The organism is Mobiluncus curtisii ATCC 43063 (assembly GCF_000196535.1).
In the GTDB taxonomy this organism is placed as follows: Bacteria; Actinomycetota; Actinomycetes; order Actinomycetales; family Actinomycetaceae; genus Mobiluncus; species Mobiluncus curtisii.
In genome coordinates this window covers 743,814-765,050 of sequence record NC_014246.1, presented here as the reverse complement: position 1 = coordinate 765,050, position 21,237 = coordinate 743,814, and the positions used below count along the sequence as shown (strand labels likewise).

General features: G+C 57.0%; 18 protein-coding genes and 1 other RNA gene. 11 read left to right on the top strand and 8 right to left on the bottom strand.

The window, feature by feature from the left end:
- Positions 1 to 39 precede the first annotated feature (39 nt).
- Positions 40 to 312, bottom strand: a complete 273-nt coding sequence (locus HMPREF0573_RS03275; protein WP_004007838.1) for a cell division protein CrgA — start codon at positions 310 to 312, stop codon at positions 40 to 42.
- 114 nt (positions 313 to 426) lie between these two features.
- On the opposite strand from HMPREF0573_RS03275, the gene HMPREF0573_RS03265 reads away from it, so the two are divergent.
- The 10 genes from HMPREF0573_RS03265 (at position 427) to HMPREF0573_RS03225 (ending at position 10,292) form a co-directional block, all read left to right on the top strand.
- Complete coding sequence (locus HMPREF0573_RS03265; protein WP_236589741.1) at positions 427 to 1,899, top strand: class E sortase; 1,473 nt, start codon at positions 427 to 429, stop codon at positions 1,897 to 1,899.
- 18 nt (positions 1,900 to 1,917) lie between these two features.
- Positions 1,918 to 2,073: a hypothetical protein gene (locus HMPREF0573_RS09770; protein ID WP_004007840.1), complete on the top strand. Its 156-nt coding sequence runs from the start codon at positions 1,918 to 1,920 to the stop codon at positions 2,071 to 2,073.
- 53 nt (positions 2,074 to 2,126) lie between these two features.
- Positions 2,127 to 3,152, top strand: a complete 1,026-nt coding sequence (galE, locus tag HMPREF0573_RS03255; protein ID WP_004007841.1) for a UDP-glucose 4-epimerase GalE — start codon at positions 2,127 to 2,129, stop codon at positions 3,150 to 3,152.
- Between the two features lie 189 nt (positions 3,153 to 3,341).
- On the top strand, positions 3,342 to 4,154 hold the full coding sequence (locus HMPREF0573_RS03250; RefSeq protein WP_013188879.1) for a hypothetical protein: 813 nt from the start codon (positions 3,342 to 3,344) through the stop codon (positions 4,152 to 4,154).
- A 6-nt stretch (positions 4,155 to 4,160) separates the two neighbouring features.
- Positions 4,161 to 4,254: signal recognition particle sRNA small type (gene ffs / locus HMPREF0573_RS09465), an RNA gene on the top strand.
- 52 nt (positions 4,255 to 4,306) lie between these two features.
- Positions 4,307 to 6,676 carry a DNA polymerase III subunit gamma and tau gene (locus HMPREF0573_RS03245; RefSeq protein ID WP_013188878.1) on the top strand — a complete coding sequence of 790 codons (2,370 nt, stop codon included), beginning with the start codon at positions 4,307 to 4,309 and terminating at the stop codon, positions 6,674 to 6,676.
- Positions 6,676 to 7,278: a recombination mediator RecR gene (gene recR / locus HMPREF0573_RS03240; protein WP_004007845.1), complete on the top strand. Its 603-nt coding sequence runs from the start codon at positions 6,676 to 6,678 to the stop codon at positions 7,276 to 7,278. Before HMPREF0573_RS03245 ends, recR begins: the two co-directional genes overlap by 1 nt.
- A 193-nt stretch (positions 7,279 to 7,471) precedes the next feature.
- Complete coding sequence (locus HMPREF0573_RS03235) at positions 7,472 to 8,806, top strand: aspartate kinase (RefSeq protein ID WP_004007846.1); 1,335 nt, start codon at positions 7,472 to 7,474, stop codon at positions 8,804 to 8,806.
- Complete coding sequence (locus HMPREF0573_RS03230; protein WP_004008640.1) at positions 8,803 to 9,852, top strand: aspartate-semialdehyde dehydrogenase; 1,050 nt, start codon at positions 8,803 to 8,805, stop codon at positions 9,850 to 9,852. Before HMPREF0573_RS03235 ends, HMPREF0573_RS03230 begins: the two co-directional genes overlap by 4 nt.
- Positions 9,853 to 9,932: 80 nt before the next feature.
- Entirely contained in the window at positions 9,933 to 10,292 is a 360-nt protein-coding gene (locus tag HMPREF0573_RS03225; protein WP_004011432.1) for a thioredoxin domain-containing protein, read from the top strand.
- A 95-nt stretch (positions 10,293 to 10,387) separates the two neighbouring features.
- On the opposite strand, the gene HMPREF0573_RS03220 is transcribed toward HMPREF0573_RS03225, so the two are convergent.
- Positions 10,388 to 11,704: a variant leucine-rich repeat-containing protein gene (locus HMPREF0573_RS03220; protein WP_013188877.1), complete on the bottom strand. Its 1,317-nt coding sequence runs from the start codon at positions 11,702 to 11,704 to the stop codon at positions 10,388 to 10,390.
- A gap of 399 nt (positions 11,705 to 12,103) precedes the next feature.
- On the opposite strand from HMPREF0573_RS03220, the gene HMPREF0573_RS03215 reads away from it, so the two are divergent.
- The gene (locus HMPREF0573_RS03215; protein ID WP_013188876.1) at positions 12,104 to 13,117 is read left to right on the top strand and encodes a hypothetical protein; all 1,014 of its coding nucleotides are present in this window, start codon (positions 12,104 to 12,106) and stop codon (positions 13,115 to 13,117) included.
- Between the two features lie 34 nt (positions 13,118 to 13,151).
- Here the strand turns inward: HMPREF0573_RS03215 and pknB are convergent, their stop codons facing one another.
- From pknB to HMPREF0573_RS03185, 6 genes are read right to left on the bottom strand one after another with little or no spacing between them, the layout of a single operon-like run.
- Positions 13,152 to 15,005 (bottom strand): Stk1 family PASTA domain-containing Ser/Thr kinase, encoded by a 1,854-nt coding sequence (pknB, locus tag HMPREF0573_RS03210; RefSeq protein ID WP_004008636.1) that lies wholly within the window; start codon positions 15,003 to 15,005, stop codon positions 13,152 to 13,154.
- On the bottom strand, positions 14,992 to 16,503 hold the full coding sequence (locus HMPREF0573_RS03205) for a serine/threonine protein kinase (protein WP_013188875.1): 1,512 nt from the start codon (positions 16,501 to 16,503) through the stop codon (positions 14,992 to 14,994). The genes pknB and HMPREF0573_RS03205 overlap by 14 nt, the downstream gene beginning before the upstream one ends.
- Entirely contained in the window at positions 16,500 to 17,960 is a 1,461-nt protein-coding gene (locus HMPREF0573_RS03200) for a peptidoglycan D,D-transpeptidase FtsI family protein (protein ID WP_004011436.1), read from the bottom strand. The genes HMPREF0573_RS03205 and HMPREF0573_RS03200 overlap by 4 nt, the downstream gene beginning before the upstream one ends.
- Positions 17,957 to 19,435 (bottom strand): FtsW/RodA/SpoVE family cell cycle protein, encoded by a 1,479-nt coding sequence (locus HMPREF0573_RS03195; RefSeq protein WP_013188874.1) that lies wholly within the window; start codon positions 19,433 to 19,435, stop codon positions 17,957 to 17,959. The genes HMPREF0573_RS03200 and HMPREF0573_RS03195 overlap by 4 nt, the downstream gene beginning before the upstream one ends.
- The gene (locus HMPREF0573_RS03190) at positions 19,435 to 20,763 is read right to left on the bottom strand and encodes a PP2C family protein-serine/threonine phosphatase (RefSeq protein ID WP_004007855.1); all 1,329 of its coding nucleotides are present in this window, start codon (positions 20,761 to 20,763) and stop codon (positions 19,435 to 19,437) included. The genes HMPREF0573_RS03195 and HMPREF0573_RS03190 overlap by 1 nt, the downstream gene beginning before the upstream one ends.
- On the bottom strand, positions 20,763 to 21,227 hold the full coding sequence (locus tag HMPREF0573_RS03185; protein ID WP_004007856.1) for an FHA domain-containing protein FhaB/FipA: 465 nt from the start codon (positions 21,225 to 21,227) through the stop codon (positions 20,763 to 20,765). The genes HMPREF0573_RS03190 and HMPREF0573_RS03185 overlap by 1 nt, the downstream gene beginning before the upstream one ends.
- Between the last annotated feature and the right edge of the window lie 10 nt (positions 21,228 to 21,237).

The following is a 21,237-nucleotide window of genomic DNA, read 5'->3' as shown; positions in this document are numbered from 1 at the left end:
AAACCGGTCGGGGAAACACCCGACCGGTTAATTTTTGTCTCACTTCCACCACATCAGCATGATGAAACCGACCATAATCACGCCGAATCCCACCGCGATGTTCCAGTTGCCCAGTCCTAACAGGTTGATCCCCGCGGTTTGCGCCAGGATGTAGTGCAGCACAATCCATAGCAGACCCAGACCCATGATAATCATGGCAGTTGGGGCGTACCATCGGGGGGAGCGTTTCATATCCTCAGTCCACGAGGGACGCAACTCGCTGTCAGACTTAACCACTTTCGAGGCGCGCTTGCGCTTTTTGGATTCGGGCACAACAACTCCTTGTGACAAAAGAATGCTTAACAGGTTAATGATAACTGTAAGCTAAATCCTTTGGAAATTGGTAAAATTTTGAAGTTAGTTTAACCGCGTGTCAAGGGGGTTGGAATGAGTGAACAGCGTCCCGTACCACAGCAGTTCCCGTCGCGCCGGCAGCGTCGCGCGCAGCAGGAATCGCCGGTCGCACCCCGGTCGACCCCTGCGGCATCGCGGCAGTCTCGGGGGACGCAGCCAAAACCGCCACAAGGTCCCGTAGCGTCGACCCCTGTGCCAGGTCCTTGGGCAGCGCAGCCCCCGGTGGCGTCCCCGTCTGTGGTACCGCCCCAGGTTGTTTCACAAGTGCCCACAAGTGGGGTTTCACCTGTTGGTAGCCAATCTCACGCCGAGACTTCCGGGACGGCTCGTCCCGCATCGTCTCACCCCACTCGTCCGGTACCTCCCGGTGCAGCGGGGCACACTGCCATGAATCCACCGGTTCCCGGTATGGCAAAGCCCGCGGTGCCTGGTGCGGTGAACCTGCCCGTTTCTGGGGCGACAACCCCAGCGGTTGCTGGTGGGGCAACCCCCCCGTCTCTTGCTTCAGCCCCTTCCCGACCTCCTGCTGGTCCGACACGACCGGCGACGTCCTCACTCACCCCTGGTGAGCCCCCGGCACAGCCCCTAACTTCCCCGCAGCTTCTGACTCGCCCTTCTGAAAGACCGACCGCCCCGATTGAGGACGAGGCGATAGCCCCGACAAAACGCCGGCGCACCCCCGTATCGGTCCTGGTCATGAGCGGGATTGGGCAAACCATGCTGACGGTGGGCGTGGTCCTGGGGCTGTTCGTCGTGTGGCAACTGTATGTAACGACTTGGCAGGTGCAAGGTGCGACCGCGGTGGCGGTGGAATCTTTCCAAAACTCTACCGCTCACGATGCCACCGCCACGACAGAAGAACAGCGCACCGACCCGCCCCCCGACGTAACCATGCCGGCAGTGGGTCAGACTTTTGCTACCCTGCACGTGCCCCGCTGGGACTCGATGGTCATCCCCATCATGCAAGGCACGAACGAAGCGGTGTTGGATACGGGCTATGCCGGGCATTACACCGAAACGCAAGGTCCGGGTGAGCTAGGTAACTTCGCTCTGGCTGCCCACCGGCGCTCGTATGGTAATTCATTCCGTCGTGTCCACGAGCTGCAGACGGGCGACCCGCTGGTGGTCGAGACTTCCCAAGCCTGGCTGGTTTATCAGGTCACGTCAACTGAGATAGTCCTGCCGTCTCAGGGAGATGTGATTTACCCTGTACCGCATAAATCGAAAGAAACCGTCCCTCATGAACGGCTCATGACCCTGACCACCTGCCACCCGGAATACGGCAATACGCAGCGGTTCATCGTGTATTCCAAGTTTTCCTACTGGGTACCACGCACGCAAGGGCGACCATTAGCCCTCAAAGGTTTGGATGCCATGAAACAGGCAGGTCAGGGCGTTGCCCCGGAGGGTTCACAAGATGGGACTGAGGCTCCGGCGAGCGACCCGAACGCGATTGCCCCATCCGGTGATGCCAGCTCCGCGCCCGGTGCTGGCTTGGTCGGGTAGTACAGAGAGGAAACCAGGATGTACAAATGGTTGTTTGCCGTGATGCCCGGTCCGAAGTGGCTGCGCTGTATCGAGATGGCGATTCTGCTGCTGGCAGTGGTGGCAGCGTTGTTCCAGTGGGGATTCCCCTGGGCAGTCGAGACTTTTAACCTGAACCCAAACACCGTGAACTAGCGTCGTAGTCCCGGTGCGTAAACCATGACAACTTGTGAGGGAAGGAAACAGAAATGACTGACAAGACAATTTTGGTGGCAGGTGGAGCCGGATACATCGGCACGCACACGCTGATTTGCCTCTATGAGGCGGGATACCGCGCCGTCTGTGTAGACAATCTGTATAACTCCAGCGCGGAAGCTATGACGCGCGTCTCGGAAATCGTGGGCGAGACCATCCCGTTCTATCAGCAAGACGTGCGTGACCTTGACGCTCTACAGCGGGTTTTTGAGGTTCACCAGATTGACGCTGTGATTAATTTTGCGGGGCTTAAGGCCGTGGGGGAATCGGTAGCCAAGCCGGTGGAATACTACGACAATAACCTCAACGCGACCCTCTCTCTGGTGCGCGCCATGCGGGACCACGACTGTCACCTGATGATTTTTTCCTCCTCCGCAACTGTGTACGGAGCCGACGGGGTGTCCCCACTGAAAGAAACCATGCCGACCGGCACTGCCACCAACCCTTACGGCTGGTCCAAGCTGATGAACGAAATCATACTGCGCGACGTGTGTTCCGCCGACCCCGAGTTTTCTGCCGTGCTGCTGCGCTACTTTAACCCCATTGGGGCACATCCCTCCGGGCGGATTGGCGAGGATCCCAAAGGCATACCGAACAATGTCATGCCCTATATCACCCAGGTCGCTGTCGGTAAGCTCGAAAAACTGCACGTGTTCGGTGACGACTACAACACTCCGGACGGAACCGGGGTGCGCGACTACATTCACGTCATGGACCTGGGTCGCGGGCATGTGGCTGCCATCGATTACGGGCTGAAACATCGGGGGGCGAAAGCGATTAATCTGGGGACTTCCCAGGGTTATTCTGTGTTGGAATTGCTGCACGCGATGGAGCGAGCCTGCGGTAAACGAATCCCTTACGTTATTGACGGACGCCGCCCGGGAGACATTGACACGGTTTACGCCGACGCGAGTTTGGCGCGGGAACTGCTGGGCTGGGAAGCCCGCTTGAGCCTGGACGACATGTGCCGGGATTCGTGGAACTGGCAGTCACAAAATCCGAACGGTTATGCCGGTTGAGTCCGGAGTTGACGATAAACGTCTGCTGGAATCGAAGTCAGCGCCCTGCGCCCCGTGCAAAAGGCTTACTATAGCTCGTAAATCTGGGGTGTAGTTACAGACTTTGCGCCCGCTTGTGGTTTAGACTTGAAATTTAGAGAATCCCGAGGATAAACCGGGGAATCGTGAGTGGCTGATGAGGAGCGAACCATGAGTGTGGCGGGCGAAAACCCCTTGGGCAGGTCTAACGGTGAGGACGGCACGACAGTCTTTACCATCGGACCGACCTGGCGGGCGGTGGGCTTTGAAATGACCACTGAACAGCGAGCCGATGAAATTCTGGCTCAGGCGGCTGACCAGTGCACCCCGGTAGCCGGAGATATGGAAAACGGGACTTTCCAGTACGTAGACCGTTCTGGTGCGGTTGCCGTGTTTGACGTGGTTGCGGAAAAAATCGCGGATATTCACCAGGATTTCAATGCTAGCGGCGCGGTTGACGCACGATGGGTCGAGATGGCAGACCGTTTCGCTTTAGTTGACATAGTTGACGCACAAGATGGGGTGGAGCGTTCCGTGGGCAAGGCTTGCGTGGCGATGCGGGACGGGTTGGGGCATGAGCCCGGACGCGCCGGTGCTGGCAAACTGGGGATTTCCGCCCTGGCACAGCGAGTCGAACTGTATGAAAATGTGTCAAGTTACGCGGTGAGCCAGACCGCAAAAATTTTTGGCGCCGCGTTGGACGGTCCGCAACGAGCCCCGGAGGACACCCTGCCGACCTTTATCTCGACGGGAGCGGTGTCTGTCCTCCAACAGCAGGGTGCGCACGCTGGAGCGGTACTGTCGGGAAAAATTACCGCCGCCGAGATGCATTCCAACACCCTGACGGGACAAAATTTCTGGGTTTTAGAAGTTACGACAGGTTTCCCCGTGAGCGTGTGCGTGGCGGAAAGTGATATTCCCGGACGTCCTCGCCCCGGAATGATTGTGGCAGGAGAATTCCTAATTCTGGCTGCGGGCAAGTAGAATAGTTTCGTTCCCCGCGTGACGACATAGTCTGAACCTCCCCAGGGTCGGAAGACAGCAAGGATAAGGGCTCCCTGTCGGGTGCGCGGGGAACTTTTAATTCCTGAGGAACTCAAAATTTTTCACCACCGGGGCTCGGGTAGAGTAGAGACATGATGACTGCCCTGTACCGCCGCTACCGTCCCGACACTTTTGAAGACGTAATCGGTCAAGAACACGTAACTAAGGCGCTACAGGCAGCTTTAGCGAATGGGCGGGTCAACCATGCTTACTTGTTCTCCGGACCGCGGGGCTGCGGCAAAACGACCAGCGCCCGGATTTTAGCCCGCTGCTTAAACTGCGCCCAGGGTCCGACCGCTACCCCGTGCGGGACTTGCGATTCCTGTCGGGATTTGGCGACGGGCGGGTCGGGTTCCCTCGATGTCATCGAGATTGACGCCGCTTCACACGGCGGGGTGGATGACACGCGGGAACTGCGCGATCGGGCGGCTTATGCCCCGGCACGTGACCGGTTTAAGATTTTCATCATTGATGAGGCACACAATGTGTCCAAGGAAGGCTTCAACGCTCTGTTAAAGCTGGTAGAGGAGCCACCGGATCACATTAAATTCATTTTTGCCACCACGAATCCCGAAAAAGTCATTTCCACAATCCGGTCTCGCACCCATCACTATCCATTCCGGCTGGTTGCTCCGGAGGTATTGCGGGACTATATGGCGGGTTTGTGCCGTTCCGAGGGGGTCACTGCCGAAGACGGAGTGCTGGGGCTGGTGGTGCGAGCCGGCGGCGGATCCGTACGAGATTCTTTGTCCATCCTTGATCAGCTCATTGCTGGGGAAGCGGAACCGAAGCTGCACTATGACCGGGCGGTGTCCCTGCTGGGCTACACCGATTCCGGGCTGTTGGGTGGAATGGTGGACGCTTTGGTGTCCGGTTCCGGGGTTGATGCCTACACAGTGGTGGACCGAATGATTCAGACTGGGCACGAACCCAGGCGTTTCGTGGAGGACCTGCTGCAATATCTGCGCGACCTGGTGGTGATGAAGTTGGCAGGGGCGGGTGCCGGGGCAGTGTTGGGGGATTTGCCCGAGTCCGAGCTAGCGGCGATGCGTCCCCAGGTCGCGGCGCTTACCCCACGTGCTCTGACGCGCTGCGCCGAACTTGTGGATAACGGGCTTACTGAGATGGTGGGGGCTGCTTCACCGCGTCTAGCTTTGGAACTGTTGGTGGCAAAACTACTGTTGGCGACCTCAGATGGTTCAGCGTCTACCACTGCCGGGGGCACGGCATCGACCGCGCCGGTGGCAGGGAAGGGTACCGAGTCGAGCGTTCCGGACAGCGAGCCGGTTCTTCCCTCGGCGGCGCCCGTGCACGCTCCGACCCCCCCACAGGGGATTCCCACTAGCGACGTTGCGGGCTCGGCTGGTTCTGTCGCGCGTCCAGACCGTTCTGTGCCCCAACCAGCGCCAGCTTCCACAACACAGCACGAGGCGGGACCGGTTTCGCAAGCAGCGCAAACTAAGTCACCCCGTGAGGAAAAGTGGGAGTTTAAGCCGACCCCGTGGGACATTCCCGGTGAAAAGGCGAATCGGACGGAAAGCTCAACTCCGAGCGTTGAGTCGGTCCAAAAGCCTGTCCCGCGTGATACCCAGACAAAACCGCCCACCCCGGCTTCTGCCCCCGCTGGTGTCCCCGCCGTCCCTGCCCAGACTTCCGCACCTGTTCATGCCGCTGCCCTTGCCCAGAGTGAGCGACCCGCCCAGCCCGGCACAGGCAGAGACGGAGACTATGAAAAAATCCGCTCCAACTGGGGCAAAATCATGGCTCGTTTGAAACAAAATCACGCCGCGACCGGGAACCTGTTGGAAACTCACGGTCAGTTGCAGGGAATGCGCGGGTCGACAGTAGAAATCGCTTTCCCGAACCCTGGATTGGTACGGGCGTTTGGGGAACGCCACACTTCTGCCCTAGCTGCGGTCATTCAGGGATTTACTGGACTTCATGTAGAAGTGCGCGGTGTCGTGGCTGGTTTCGGGGCGCCCGCTGCTGCGCCGGTAGCTCCATCAGAGCCGCATGCAGCTCCACCGGAACCGCCCGCCCCATCAGATGATTTCCCCCTGCCACCTGACCCGGCAGATTTCGAGCCAGAAATGTCGCCGGACTGGCACGAACCTCCTGCCCAGCCGCAGTCTCGACCTGCTGAACCCACGACTGCGCCCACAGCTCCACCGGAACCGCCCGCCTCTGCCGTACTAGAGGAGCCGGCTCCTGCTGCGCCAGAGACTCTTGCCCCGGTTCTGTCGGAACCGCCTGCCCCGGTTGTTCCCGCAGAGGAACCCACACCTGTAGCTGCGCCGTCCGCCCCGGACTCACCCGAATCTAGTGAACCGCGTCAACAGGATGACCCGCAGGATTCCAAGGAAATGAAACCAGGTATCCAGACTGCGCAAGCCATGTTGGGCGGTACCATCATCAATCCGAAGCTGGCGCCGGGTTCCTCGTCTGCAAAGGCAGGTTGGTAATGAACCAAATTTTCACAGAGGCTCTGCAAGACCTCATTGATGCGTTGGGGAAAATGCCGGGTGTGGGACCAAAATCTGCCCAACGCATCGCATTTTGGGTCCTCAGTGCCGATGAAGCCGACATCAAGAGACTGACCGAGGCGCTGACCAGCGTTAAGGAAAAGGTTCACTTTTGCGAGGTTTGCGGCAATATTACGGAACATCCGGTATGCGCGATTTGCCAGGATTCACGTCGGGATCAGTCCCTCATCTGTGTGGTCGAACAAGCTACTGACATTGTTTCCTTGGAGCGTACCCGGATGTATCGCGGTCTGTATCACGTTTTGGGTGGTGCCCTGGATCCCATCAATGGAATCGGACCTGATCAACTGCGAATCGCCGGCTTGATGACGCGTCTGCAGGACTCTGCTATTAAGGAAGTCATCATCGCCACTGACCCAAATACGGAAGGCGAAGCGACCGCGGCTTACCTGGCACGAATGCTCGCTACCATCGGAATCCCGGCTTCGCGCCTGGCTTCTGGGTTACCGGTGGGTGGCGACCTGGAATATGCCGATGAAGTGACGCTGGGACGCGCCCTGGAAGGTCGGCGCCGTTTGTAAAGTGCTCAGCGCATCCCGAACTGTTGGCGAAACTTCTTTGCCAGATTGATTTCCTAAACCGTTCGTGGGAAGGACTCTGATTTGTGGCTGGTCAGCGATTTCACCAGTTTCAAGCAAATCGCTATAATCTAACAGTTAGCAGTAAAGGTGCCGCGGCCCTCAACTGCCGCGCGTCGGCTTAAGAGAGGTGTTCATGGCCCTGGTTGTGCAGAAGTACGGTGGCTCCTCCGTATCGGATGCGGAGGCCATGCGGCGTGTTGCCAAGCGTATTGTTGCCACCAAACGGGCAGGTCACAAGGTTGTGGTAGTAGTTTCCGCAATGGGAGACACCACCGATGACCTGCTGGATTTGGCTGCATCCATCACTGATAAAGCTCCCCAGCGGGAGATGGATATGCTGCTGTCCGCCGGGGAACGAATTTCCATGTCTCTCTTAGCGATGGCGGTGAATGAACTCGGTGAAACTGCCATCTCCTATACAGGTCAGCAAGCCGGCGTGCAAACCGACAATCACTATGGCAAGGCTCATATCGTCTCGATGGTGCCGGAACGGGTAGCTCGCTCTATTCAAGATGGCTACATTGCGATTGTGGCAGGCTTCCAAGGTGTAAACGAACGTAAAGACGTGACCACTCTGGGTCGTGGCGGTTCAGACACGACAGCAGTGGCGTTAGCCGCGTCCCTTCATGCTGACGTGTGTGAAATCTATACCGATGTGGATGGTATGTTCACGGCGGATCCGCGTCTCGTCCCCAAGGCGAAGCAAATTGCAGCAACGACTTTTGAAGAAACCCTGGAAATGGCTGCCCACGGCGCTAAAATCCTGCATCTTCGGGCTGTTGAATTTGCGCGACGTTATCACGTGCCTCTCCATGTGCGTTCGTCCTTTTCGGACAAATCAGGCACCTGGATCTCCGATGGACCGGCTCATCCCGAGCTAAAAGGCTTGGTGCCTGACAGTGCTTTGACATTTGATCCAGAAGCCCAGCTCATGAAGGAGACCCCAGTGGAAGAACCGCTCATTTCCGGCCTCGCTCACGATCGCAGCGAGGACAAGATCACTTTGGTGGGAGTGCCCGACGAACCGGGTCGAGCCGCTCACATTTTTGAGATTATTGCGCAAGCTGGCGCCAACATCGACATGATTGTGCAAAACGTGTCGACGGTGCAGCCAGGCGCTACTGACTTAACAATCACATTGCCCCATGCCGATGCTGCGGACACAGTAAAGGCGTTAGAGGGCGCTAAAGAGGAAGGAGGTTTCTTAAAGGTCGTCCACACCGGCAACGTGGGAAAGTTGTCGCTCGTGGGCGCCGGAATGCGAACCAATCCGGGTGTTTCTGCAAAACTTTTTGGAACTCTTTCCAAAGCGGGAATCAACATTGACATGATTTCCACTTCGGAAATCCGCTTGAGCGTCTTGGTTAGTGAAGACCAGCTGGACGAAGCCGTGCGCGCGGTTCACACTGCGTTCGGTCTGGATGCGGAACAAGTTGAAGCCGTAGTCTATGGAGGTACGGGACGATGAGTAAGAATGATCTTTGTGTAGCCGTAGTCGGTGCGACCGGTCAGGTCGGTCGGGTCATGCGGACCTTGCTCAGCGAGAGGAAGTTTCCTGCCACCCGTTTCCGTTTCTTTTCCTCAGCCCGTTCGGCAGGTACCGTGGTTGACTTCGAAGGACAGCGGGTAGTGGTGGAGGACACCGCGACTGCGGATTTCTCCGGGGTGGACCTCGCTATCTTTAGCGCTGGTGCCGCTGCTTCGCGAGAATTCGCCCCGAAATTTGTGCAGGCTGGAGCTGTCGTAGTTGACAATTCTAGCGCCTGGCGCAAAGACCTCGAATGCCCCCTAGTCGTCAGTGAGGTCAACCCTCAAGACTTGAAAAATCGCCCGAAAGGTATCATCGCTAACCCGAACTGCACCACGATGGCAGCTATGCCTCCGCTGAAAGTGCTACACGACATAGCAGGGTTAACCCGGTTGACAATTTCTAGCTATCAGGCAGTGTCGGGATCGGGGCTGAAAGGCGTACGTGAACTGGAACACATGGTCGAAGCCGTAGGGGATGTTTCCAACCTGGATAAACTCGTCCTCAACGGCAGGGCGATAGCCTGGCCCACTCCAGAAACCTACGTGGCTCCCATCGGGTTCAACGTGGTGCCTATGGCTGGCAAGTACGCTGATGACGGTAGTCTCGAGACCGATGAGGAGCAAAAGCTGCGCAACGAGTCGCGCCGCATCCTGGGGATACCGGACCTGCGAGTCTCGGGCACCTGCGTGCGTGTCCCCGTTTTGACCTCCCATACCCTCACTATCCATGCTGAATTCGCGCAGCCGATTACGGTTGCACAGGCTAAGCAGGCTTTAGACGGCGCTCCTGGTGTAATGCTACAAGATGTGCCGACCCCGCTGGACGCGGCTGGTATCGACCCGTCGCTGGTTGGTCGCATCCGTCAAGACCAGGCGGTGCCTGATAATCGCGGTCTGATTATGGTGGTTTGTGGAGATAACCTTCGCAAGGGCGCCGCTCTCAATGCGGTGCAGCTGGCGGAACTGGTCGCTGCCGACCTCTAAACAACCTAATTTACTTGGTTTAATCGGCCTGGAGCCATCCCTCTCTGTGTTAGACTCGTTGCGGAAAGGAGCACTGACTCATGGCAGTAAATATTGTCACTCAAGAAAACATGGCTCAGGCTATGAGTGAGAATGACATTGTGGTGCTCGAATTCTGGGCTCCGTGGTGCAGTCCGTGTCGCCTTTTTACCCCAGTTTTTGAACAGGCTTCTCTGCGTAACCAGGACGTTTACTTCGGTACCGTCAACACTGAGGAACAAAAACCGCTGGTCAGCGCAGCGGGCATTGTTTCCATTCCGACTCTGATGATTTTCCGTCAGTCTATTCTGGTGTTTCGGGAGGCGGGTCTGCTCCAAGGCACTCAGTTGGATGAACTGCTTCACCAAGTCCGGAATCTGGATATGGCACAGGTTGCAGCTGGGCAAGGAGTCGCGCAATAACCTCGGTTTCGCACCCGCACATTTCCCTCGTATTGGCGCGGGCAGCGCAGACTTATGACATAGCGCTAAATCATGCCCGAAATCTCCGTAAGGACTTACTTATCCCACTGTGAAGGGACGTATTTGCCCTTTCCGAAGCGTGCTGCCATATCGCTGCCCACCACGATACCGTCGCCCGCGGAAGTGTTCCAGCACACCACCCGGTTACCGGTCTTGCTGGCTTGGCAGGCAAAAGTGCCGTTGGTCACAGACTCATTGGCGCCTAAAGTTCCTTCCGTAGCGGTATCTATAGGTTCGATACACGAAAACTCGTGTCCACGGCTATGGGAGGCGTAAAGCACGTCGCTGTATCCCGTATTCGGGGCTTGCGTCGAACAGTAGTAAGGGTCTGTAGAGTTGGCGAAACACTGCACTTGCGACCCGCCAAAAATACAGCGAACATTGCCGTCAGCGGTGGTAAAACTGTTGAGTTTCTTGGCATTAGCTGGGGCAGCCAGCGGATTGGTGGGAGTGGGCGAAGGCGTGGGGGAGGCACTAGCACTGGCATGGGCGCTGTCATCTGGCACCACCCGCCGGATGGTTTCGCCAGGCTTGGCGCCGGGGACTTCAATAGTCTTGGTCGGACCGGTGTACCCTTCCGGCAAGCCGTTCTGTGTCAACTCTTGGGGAGTGGCTGTCACGCTAGGAGTGGGTTCAGCCGCTTGCGCACTACTCATCGAGATGGGCTTGTGAGCATTGTTGGTGAATCCCCAGACCACCAGCACGATGACGACCAGCCAGATTAATAATCCGAGGATCATAAATAGCCAAAAATGGTTGAACCGACCGCTGGTAGTTTTATCAGAGTTCGAGAGCCGATTACAGAGTTTTGTGGTTGTGGAATACTTCGCAGCCGCGGGAGATGACAAATCCGGGATAAAGTTCGCTGTGACAGCCTGGTTCGCCTGATTAACTCGGTTCATGGCAGCCATTTCAGCTGCTGCCGCAGCGGCTGCAGACGATTCATTTCGATGTAACTCGAGTTCGCCTGGAGAAAGCTCAGGTTCTTCAGAAGCGGGGAAATCTGGGGTTTGGAGGGGCTGCGGTTCCTCAGAGGGTGGCAGTGCGGCGGGCTGAGAATCCGGAGTTTCGGGCGAGACTGGTGATTCTGATGCCTCTGCAATTGAGGAAATACACGCTGCCGCGTAGTTTTCCAGTTCACCTCGTTGCTCAAGCTCAGCACGTTTCGCTAAAGCATCGTCGACTTGCGTATCCTGCAGTTCTGCCAGCCAATCCAACAGGTCGGGATAGGTCGAGGGATTCAAAGCTAGCAAGGGGCATAACTCGGGAGATTCTTGGGCGATAGTCTGCAAACGAGCGAGCGGAGTATCGGGGTTGATAGCTTCGAGTTGTTCCTGAGTTAAATCTTCCATGGGCACCGATTCTGACTTCGAAAACGCAAATTACCTCACATCATATCTATACGCATAGCATTTTCCAAGGTAACATTAAGGTTTGTCCATGCAAACTGTGTAATTGCTGTACATGAGGTTGACAAACTGCGGGAAAGCTACATTAATCTACTAGGATGCGATGCCCTCCCGTGCACAATTACAACGAGCATTACGTATATATATGCAGTATTCATCATCCTGCGGAATAATTCATAGACCGTCGGTTCCGACCGCTTCAGACCGTACCAATCTGGGGACCTGCTGACGCAATGAGAGAGGATGAGACCGGCACTACGTCACGATTTCGAGTCTCTAATATCCCTCCCCGCACTTCCGGGTTAGACTAGGGGCAGTTCGTTTTGGCGCGAGAGGTGAGTGATGGTGGGTAATACGCAAAGACCCGTTCCGTGGCAGGGACCTAATCCCAACCAGGCACGTCCCCATCCTCAGAATCCTCCCGCGAGACAAATCGACCACAAAGCTCGTCGTCGCTGGACCATCGCGATTATTGTGGCAGCCGTCATTTTGGTGGCGCTTGTCATCGGTTTGGTCATGATGTGGATGATGGGAGGCGGTTCCCAAGGTGCACGTTCGGCTTGCACGAAGGCGAGTCAAGATTTAACTAAACAGTACACTTCGCTGCAACAGGTAGTGTCCGATGCGGAAAACACCTTGGCTACGGTAGACTCCACGCAGGTCAAAGACCCCAAGATGCTCGACGACATGCAGGCGAAAGTTCAACTGGCCAGTAAAGAAATCAAGCCTCTGAAATGCTCCGGCGAGGACGTCGCCAAAAAAACCTCCACCATGATGGCTCAGACTGACGCGTTGAAAAAGCTGCAAACTGAGCTGGAGGCGGTGCTGCGCAAAGTTCAGGGAACGGAGAATCTCAGCAGCCTGAAAGTGGCGCAAAAAGCCTTGGAAGATAAGATTTCCCAGGCAGAAAAGCTGGCGCAGACCGCTGCGGATCTAGAAGCCAATACCGAGCCCAGAGCGTCCCTGGCGGCACAAATTGAGGACGCGAAACGCCTTTTGGACCAGGTTAACTCCCTGTCCACCGTGCCAGATGACAAAGTCAATAGTCTCAACGAATCAATGCGGGCCTCTGCGGATCGGCTGGATGAGGACATCACCGCGGTCACAAAAGCTATAGATGACAAACGCTTGGAACAGGCGCAGAAAGAATCCGAAGAACAAATGCTCCTTCAACGGCAGCAGATGGAACAGGAACGGCGCGCCCAGCAAAGCAGTGCGACCTGCGAGGTCGGACAGACGACCGTTGATGCCGATGGAAACAAATTCTTGTGCCGCAACGTCTTGGACCCCACTACCGGAAGAGGTCAAGCCACCTGGGTCTTAGAACCCACGGAACAACCGCAGCCCGGCAACTAAACCGAGACCGGAAATGTCCGGTCAGCACAACTCATTACGTGGCGGGTGTTTCCGGAGCGCGGGAAGGTTCCGCAGGAGTGCTGGGAGTATCAGTCGGAGCTTCGGGCTTGGGCGTGGGTTCCTTCGGAGCAATCGCTACCACCGCGGTCATGGACGTATCCAACCCGACCAACTGACCGGCCTTGTCCAAAGACAATACGGTACCCGGCTCAACTGTAGAATCTTCCTTTTCGGTAATCGTCAAACGCACCCGGTTTGCGTCCGCAAACTTTTGCAGAGCATCCTTGGTACCCCCCACGAGGTCTTGGGGAATCCGGAAGTTACCGGAGGCCACTTCCAGGTCAACCGAGTCACCTTGCTTAACCGCTTCGCCCTCGGCAGGGTTGGATTTAATGACTTTGTCTTTATCTACCGTGCCGGAATCAACGGTCGTAATGTTGCCAATCTCCAAGCCTTCGGCCTCCAAAGCCTTCCGCGCCTGTTCCTGAGTCAGCCCTGCTAGAGAGGGCACACTTGCATCACCAGGACCGGTAGACAGCGAGACAAACACCTTGGAACCTTTAGCAACTTTCGTCCCCACTGCCGGATCGGATTTAACAAAAATACCTTCTGGAATATCCTCGGAACTGACCCCGCGCCCCAACCGGAACACCAGTCCCGCATCGGTAATCGCAGCAGAGGCTTCTTCCTGATTCATGCCGTCCAACGAGGGAATCTCAACCATTTCGTCGGTGGGCTTGTCTTGGTTGAAAACCAGCCAATATCCGAGACCTAGAGCTGCCAAAATCGCCAGCAGCACGATGACAATAATCAGTGCTTTCTTGCGGGACTTAGCGCGTTTATCCTGGGTCGGGTCGGTGGCGTCCAAAGTTTGGGTGGGCTGGTTTTGTCCCGCAGGAGCCATGGCGCTGGTCCGAGGGGCACCATAGCCCGCATAGCCCTGATTTACGGGCGGCAAGACAGTGGTCGCGCCGGTGGCATCACCTGCCAACGGAGCCGTCCAAGTTGCGGTAGCGGGAGCCGCCACATTTCCGCCGTGCAGAGAAGCCTGCAGGTCAGCACGCATATGAGCCGCGTCGGGATAACGATCTTCACGATTTTTTGCCAACGCTTTCATCACCACGCGGTCCAGAGACTCTGGAATGTCCGGGGCAATCGAGGAGGGCAGCGGCGGCAGCTGGGAAACATGCTGGAACGCAACCGCCACAGCTGAATCACCTTTAAACGGGGGCTGACCAGTCAGCAGCTCAAACAGCAAACACCCCGCGGAATACAGGTCGGAACGGGCATCAACCTGCTCGCCACGAGCCTGTTCGGGAGAAAGATATTGAGCGGTTCCCACCACCGCATCGGTTTGCGTCATGGTGGCTTGGGAGTCGGACAAGGCACGAGCAATCCCAAAGTCCATCACCTTAATCTTTCCGGTCGTGGTAATCATCACGTTGCCGGGCTTAATATCGCGGTGCACCAGGTTTTGATGGTGAGCATATTCCAGCGCGTCCAAGACCCCGGACACGATTTCGACCGCTTCTTCCAACGGAACCGGATTCCCGTCCGTCAGCAGCTCTCGCACCGTGTGACCTTCCACGTACTCCATGACGATGTAGGGCACTTTAATCTCTACGCCATCCGAAGCGGTGATAGTTTCTTCACCCGTGTCATAGACAGCCACGATAGAAGGATGGTTCAGGTTCGCCGCCGACTGGGCTTCGCGACGGAAACGTGCCTGAAAGACAGGGTCGCGCGCCAAATCTTGACGCAAAATCTTAATCGCTACAATCCGGTTCAGGCGCGTGTCATTGCCGATATGGACCTCCGCCATACCGCCGCGTCCGATGAGCTGGTTAATTACGTAGCGCCCGCCGATAATCCGGTCAGACTGACTCAAGGTTTTCCTCCTCCACTGGCGAGCTGGCTGGGGCTCCGACCGCAGTCACGGTCAAACCCGATTCAAGGTTACCGGTTGAGGCCCCGGTACGCAGGGTAGTTGCCAGCCCAAAAATCAACGCTATCAACACCACCGCGGTGATGACTAATGCAACAATAAGTTTTTGTTTCGATCCCGTCTGCGGTTGGGGCAGTGGTTTGGCTTCCAGGTAACGCATCATTTCCTCGTGACGTTCGGGAGGAATCACCTGAGAACCCACCGGAATGGCTGCCGGTTGTCCCGGTTTTACGCGATGAAAAGCGGGTCGCAAGGGCGGTGCGGACGTCTCCGGGGCAGGCGAGTTGGATGGAGCCTGGCGCGGGGCTGCCGCGGGGGTCGCATGGGGTTTATTTGGGACCGCACGAGGGGACTGCGGTGCCTGGTCTGTTAGCTTCGGATCGACCGGTGCCATAGTTGATTTTGCGGGCGTTATGGCGGCAGGGGACACCACCGGTTTACGCGCGGAGACTGACGCCACAGATTCCGCAGGGTGGACCGATTCGGCGGGTCTGTCCGTGGGCTGAGAGTCTGACGAGGTATCTTCCGGGGTGTTGTCGACCGGCGCCACGGGCATCTGGGCGGTCGGGGGAGCATCTGCCAGGTTGCGTGAAAAACTCATGCGCGGGGTAAACGACAGCGGCACCGTGCCGTGCCAGAGCGCCTGAATCGACTCAGCCAGCTGTTTCGCCGATTGGGGGCGCAGCCGTGGGTCTTTCTCTAACATCTGGTAAATCAACGCTGCCACTTGGGAGTTTACAGAATCCGGAAGGGGAGGAACCGGGTCTTTCACGTGTGACATCGCGATGTCGACCTGAGTGGGACCAGTGAACGGGCGTTTTCCAGCCAAGGCTTCGTAGGCAATGACCCCCAGCGCATAAATATCGCCCGAGGCAGTCGCGGTTTCCCCCATCGCCTGTTCGGGAGGCAGGTACTGGGCGGTACCCATCACCATCCCGGCCGCGGTCAGGGCCTCAGCACGCGGTGCCAACGAAATTCCGAAGTCCGTCAGTTTCGCTACTCCCTTGTCAGAAACCAAGATATTTGAAGGCTTCACATCGCGGTGGATGACGTGTCCCTCGTGAGAAGCCTGCAGACCGTGAGAAATTTGGATGAGGATGGGGGCGAGCTGTTCCCAAGACAGAATTTGACCGCCTGCCAAAATATCTGACAGGGGACGACCCTCCACCAGCTCCATCACAATCCAGCCCTGACCGTCAGTTTCTCCCCAATCAAAAACGGCGGCAAGGTTGGGGTGATGCAATCGGGCAGCATTGGTGGCTTCGGCGCGTAAACGTGCCAGGAAAGTTTCCTGTCCGATGAGTTCCTCCTTTAACACCTTGACCGCAACGACGTTTTGGCTGCGCTTGTCCCAACCGCGCCAAATCACCCCCATTCCGCCGGTTGCCAGGATGGACACCAGGCGATAACGGTCGTTGAGCACCGTATTTGCCCCAATCATTGGCTCACTCCTGCCTGCAAAATACTGCGCGCCAGCGGTGCTGCTACGGTTCCACCGGTACCGCGCACGCCCTGCGGGTCCTCCACCACAACCGCTACGGCGATGCGCGGGTCTTGTGCCGGGGCAAACCCCACAAACCAATGATCCAGACCACGCCCTACTCCCGTTTCGGCAGTTCCGGTCTTACCCGCCACGTCAAGTCCGGGAATGCTGGCAGCTTTGCCGGTTCCGGATTGCACCACGTCAACCATCATCTGGCGGATGCTGGCGGCAATTTCCGGTGACATTGCCCGACTGAATTCCTGTGGAGTGTACTGCTTGAGGACCTGGAAATCGGAGGACATTTCCTGATTAATTAGGTAGGGCGTCATGATTTTTCCGTCATTGGCGACCGCGCTCGCCACCATTGCCATCTGCAGGGGAGTCACCCGCACGGACTGCTGACCAATCGCGGCGTTCGCCAGGAAAGATGGCGCGTCCGGGGGCGGAAATTGGGAAGCTACCCCGGTCAGAGGCACGTTCGGGACGGTGCCGAAACCAAAGGCTTTGGCTTGTGCCTGCAAGGGCTGTCCGCCCAACTGCATTCCCAATGCCGCAAACGGGGTGTTACAGGACATCGCAAAGGCTTTTCGGAAGGGTACTTTCCCATTTCCGCAAGACTCACCGGCATAGTTGGTGAGCTTGACGTTGGTACCCGGTAAATCCAGCGTATCGGGAGCGTCCACCACCGTGTCCGCATCTACTGCGCCATGAGACATCAGAGCAGCGGCAGTCACAATCTTGAATGTCGAACCCGGAGGATAAAGTTCGCTAATCGCGCGATTTAACAGGGGTTTTTGGGGGTCGGCGAGCAAGGCGTTATACGTATTTTGCAGCGCGGTGCCGTCAGTACCGCTCAAAGCATTGGGATCAAAAGCGGGGGAAGATGCCATTCCCAGGATTTCTCCCGTTTTTGGGTTCAACGCCACTGCGGCACCGGTCTTTCCGGATAGCGCCGTTACCATCGCGTCTTGGACCGCGGGTTTGAGGGTTAGGGAGACATTTCCAGCCTGTGGCTGAGCACCGGTAAACAGGTCTTGTAAGCGTTGCATCCATTGGGAATCCGCTTTGCCTGACAAAACCGGTTCAGTGACCTTTTCCAAATCCGTCATTTGACCACGAATTGCTGCTGGGAAATATCCGGTAATGTGGGCATATTTTGCACCCTGGGGATAATTTCGGGTGTAGGTCACGTCCGGCGGAGAACCGACGGGCAGCGACTGAGCCAGTACCAGGGCGCCGTCGCCGGTCACGATTTTGCCCCGCTCCTGGTTCCAGTAGGCGTCGGTAACCCGACGGTTCAGGGGGTCTGCGTTCAAGGTCGGAGCGAAGATGAACTGCTGGTACGTTAATGCCCCCATCAAAGCCACAATCATGACAATCAAAGCAACCGCTAAACGGCGAATCTGTGCGTTCATTGGGGCATCACCACCCTTTCAGTGGCGGCGTAATCAAGGGGTTCCCCGGCATCGCCGGCTGATCCCCCGGACGTCAACCTAAAACCATTAGCTCCATTGGAAGGAACTGGTCGACGTGCCGAATCAGAAATGCGCAGCAGCAGAGCCACCGCTAACCAGTTGGCGACACAAGAAACGCCTCCTGCAGCGAGGAACGGGGCGGTCAGACCGGTGGAGGGAATCAGTCGGGTCACGCCTCCTGCCACGATAAACAGCTGTGCTCCAATGCCGAAAGCTAGAGCGGTGGCCAGCAGTTTCCCAAAACCGTCACGTACCCCCATTGCAGCGCGCAATCCGCGCAGCACCAGGATCAGGTACAGCAACATCACTGCCAACATGCCGGTCAGTCCGATTTCTTCAGCGATAGAGGACACAATGAAATCCGAATTCGCCAAGGGAGTTTGACCAGGTCTACCCAAACCCCAACCGGTCCCGGTCAAACCTCCGTAAGCCATGCCGAACAGGGCGTTGACCAGCTGCCACGAACCGCCAATCCGGTCCGGGCTGGCGACATTCGGGTCCAGGGCGTGTAGCCAGTTTGTCACCCGTTCTTGCACGTGAGTAAAGGACAGGTAAGCCATGACTGCCATCGGTATCATCAACACGACACCAAAAATGATCCAGGAGGGTCTATCCGTAGCGACATAAAGTACGGCGACAAAGATGGCGAACAGCAGCAGCGCGACCCCCAGGTCCTTTTGCAGCACCAAGAGACCCATTACCGCTGCCCACACCACCAGAATCGGCAAGAGGTCACGCCATCGAGGCAGTTGCAGGAACCCGACCTTTTTTCCGGCAATAGCCAGGGAATCCCGACGATATTCCAGATAGCCGGCAAAGAAAATTGCCAGCAAAATCTTGGCAAATTCGTTGGGTTGAAGCGTGAGTCCCAAAATTCGTAGGGAAATATCGGCACCGTTGACGGTTTGACCCAGTCCCGGAATCTTGGTGGAAAGCATCAGTAAAACAGCGACAATCAACGCCGGCCAGGCGAATTTTCGCAGGCTGCGATGATCCCTGAAAGCCAGCAGGGTCAGAATGACCACCACGAGGGAACCAATCATGAAAACGACCTGGCGTTCATTGTTGACCTGGGTCAGCATGGCGTTGCGGATCGCGTTGGAACCGGTGGTGTCAGCGCGGTGCTGATAGTACAGGTCCAGGCGGGAAATCATTGCCAGACCAATTCCGTTTATGGCTAAAGCTACCGGCATGATGACCGGGTCAGCGTAGGGCGCCAAAAATCGTATCGCCACGTGCGCTACGATTCCTCCCCCAGCGATAGCGGCGCAATACCAGTACCACACCTGGGGAGCTTCCGGGTGGGAGACCATGATTGAGAGGTAGCCTCCGACTCCAATCGCGATTGCCAGGATGAGCAACACCAGCTCAGAGCGACGTCCGGATCTGGCAGGATACTGCACAATGGTAGCCATTACTGGTTACCTCCAGCAGTATTTCCGTCATCATCCGTTGACGTGGTTGCCTCTGTTGGTGGTGTTGTCGGGTTCGGGTTCACAAGTTTCCGTGTGGGCTTTTTCGCTCCCTTAATCATGCCGGTGTCTCGCCAAGACGCGATTAGCGCACGGGCTTCCTCACGACTACGCAGGGAAATGCTCTTTTCCAGGCGCTGCTGGATGACCGGTGCCAAATCGGAATTGCGTACTCCCAGACCTTCGACAGGGTGATACAAATCCCACGTGCCGATGGACTGATTAATCCCCCTAAACAGGGTAACTTCGCCGTGATTCACACCGAGAAAGTATTGTGTTTGAGTCCAGCCATAGGAAAACCAAGCACCGAACCCCAAACCTGCCAGAATCACCAGCGTCAAAAATATGCCGATGAACCAGCCCCGCCGGGTCATCTTGCGGGGATCTTTCGGGGTGCGAGTGGCAAATTCGTCCTGCTCCAAAGGCTTCCCCCGGCGTAGCATCGCGGCTTTCTCAGCGGGAGTGGCTTCACTGATACTGGCTCCGGCAGGGCGAATTGAGGCTGCTCCGACGATTTGCGGAGCGGTGGCAGTCAGTTCCTCATCAGAATCCACCACGTCGGCAATCACGCAGGTCACATTGTCAGGAGCGCCACTTTTGAGTGCCAAACCGACCAGTTCTTCGCAGCAGCTTTCAGGCGTTTCTCCTTCCGCGAGAACGGTAGAGATAGTTTCTGCGGAAACGACCCCGCTCAGCCCGTCTGAACACAGCAACCAGCGATCCCCCACCACTGCTGCACGCACGGACTCGTCCAGAGTCACGTCACCTTCTGAATCCCCCAAAACTCGCAACAAAACGGAACGTTTCGGGTGGTGTGCCGCCTCCTCCGGCGTCAGCTCGCCCGATTCCACCAGGTACTGTACAAAAGAATGATCTTTCGTCACCTGGGTCAACTCGCCATCCCGCAACAGATAGGCTCGAGAGTCACCCACGTGAACCATTGCCATCTTGTTGCCCGAACGTAAAATCGCCACACAAGTGGTGCCCAGTCCCTGTAACTCCTCGTGACTGCCAGACAGTTCCACCAAATCTCGGTGAGCTTCTCCAATGGCATCACGCAGCAAATTCAACAAGTCATCAGCAGCGTGGGAATCCGCATCCAGCGGTGCCAAATGCGCCACTGCCACCGAGGAAGCAATGTCACCCCCAGCGGGACCACCCATTCCGTCAGCCAGCACCAACAGATGCGGTCCGGCATAACCGGAATCCTGATTGTTTTTCCGAACCAAACCGACGTGTGAACGAGCCGCATACCGCAATTGGATTGACATCAGCGCAGCTCCACTATGGTTTGTCCGAAGCGAACCGGAGTGTGTGCGCTGAGCGGGGTGGGAGAAGTAATCCGTACTCCTCCCACGACAGTTCCGTTGGTGGAGCCCAAATCCTCTACAAACCACTGACCGTCTTGCGGATAAATCCGGGCGTGTTGAGCCGAAGCGTAGTCATCATCCAGCACCAAAGTCGAAGTGGGGGCGCGTCCCACGATGACCGGTCTATCGGTGAGCTGCAAGGAAGACCCGGTCAGAGGACCTTCGGTGACCAAAAGCGTCGAGACAGCGGCATCACGTTTCCTTGGTTTACGACCTTTTGCAGGCTTCGAGGATTTGGCTTGGTCGCGGCGCGTGACCACCGTACCGTAGATGTCACGACTCAAAACCAGGATAGAACCGCCCACCAAGAGCCACAGTAAAGCCAAGTATCCCAGGCGCAGTAAAGAAAAACTCAGTTCATTCAACGGCTCGCCC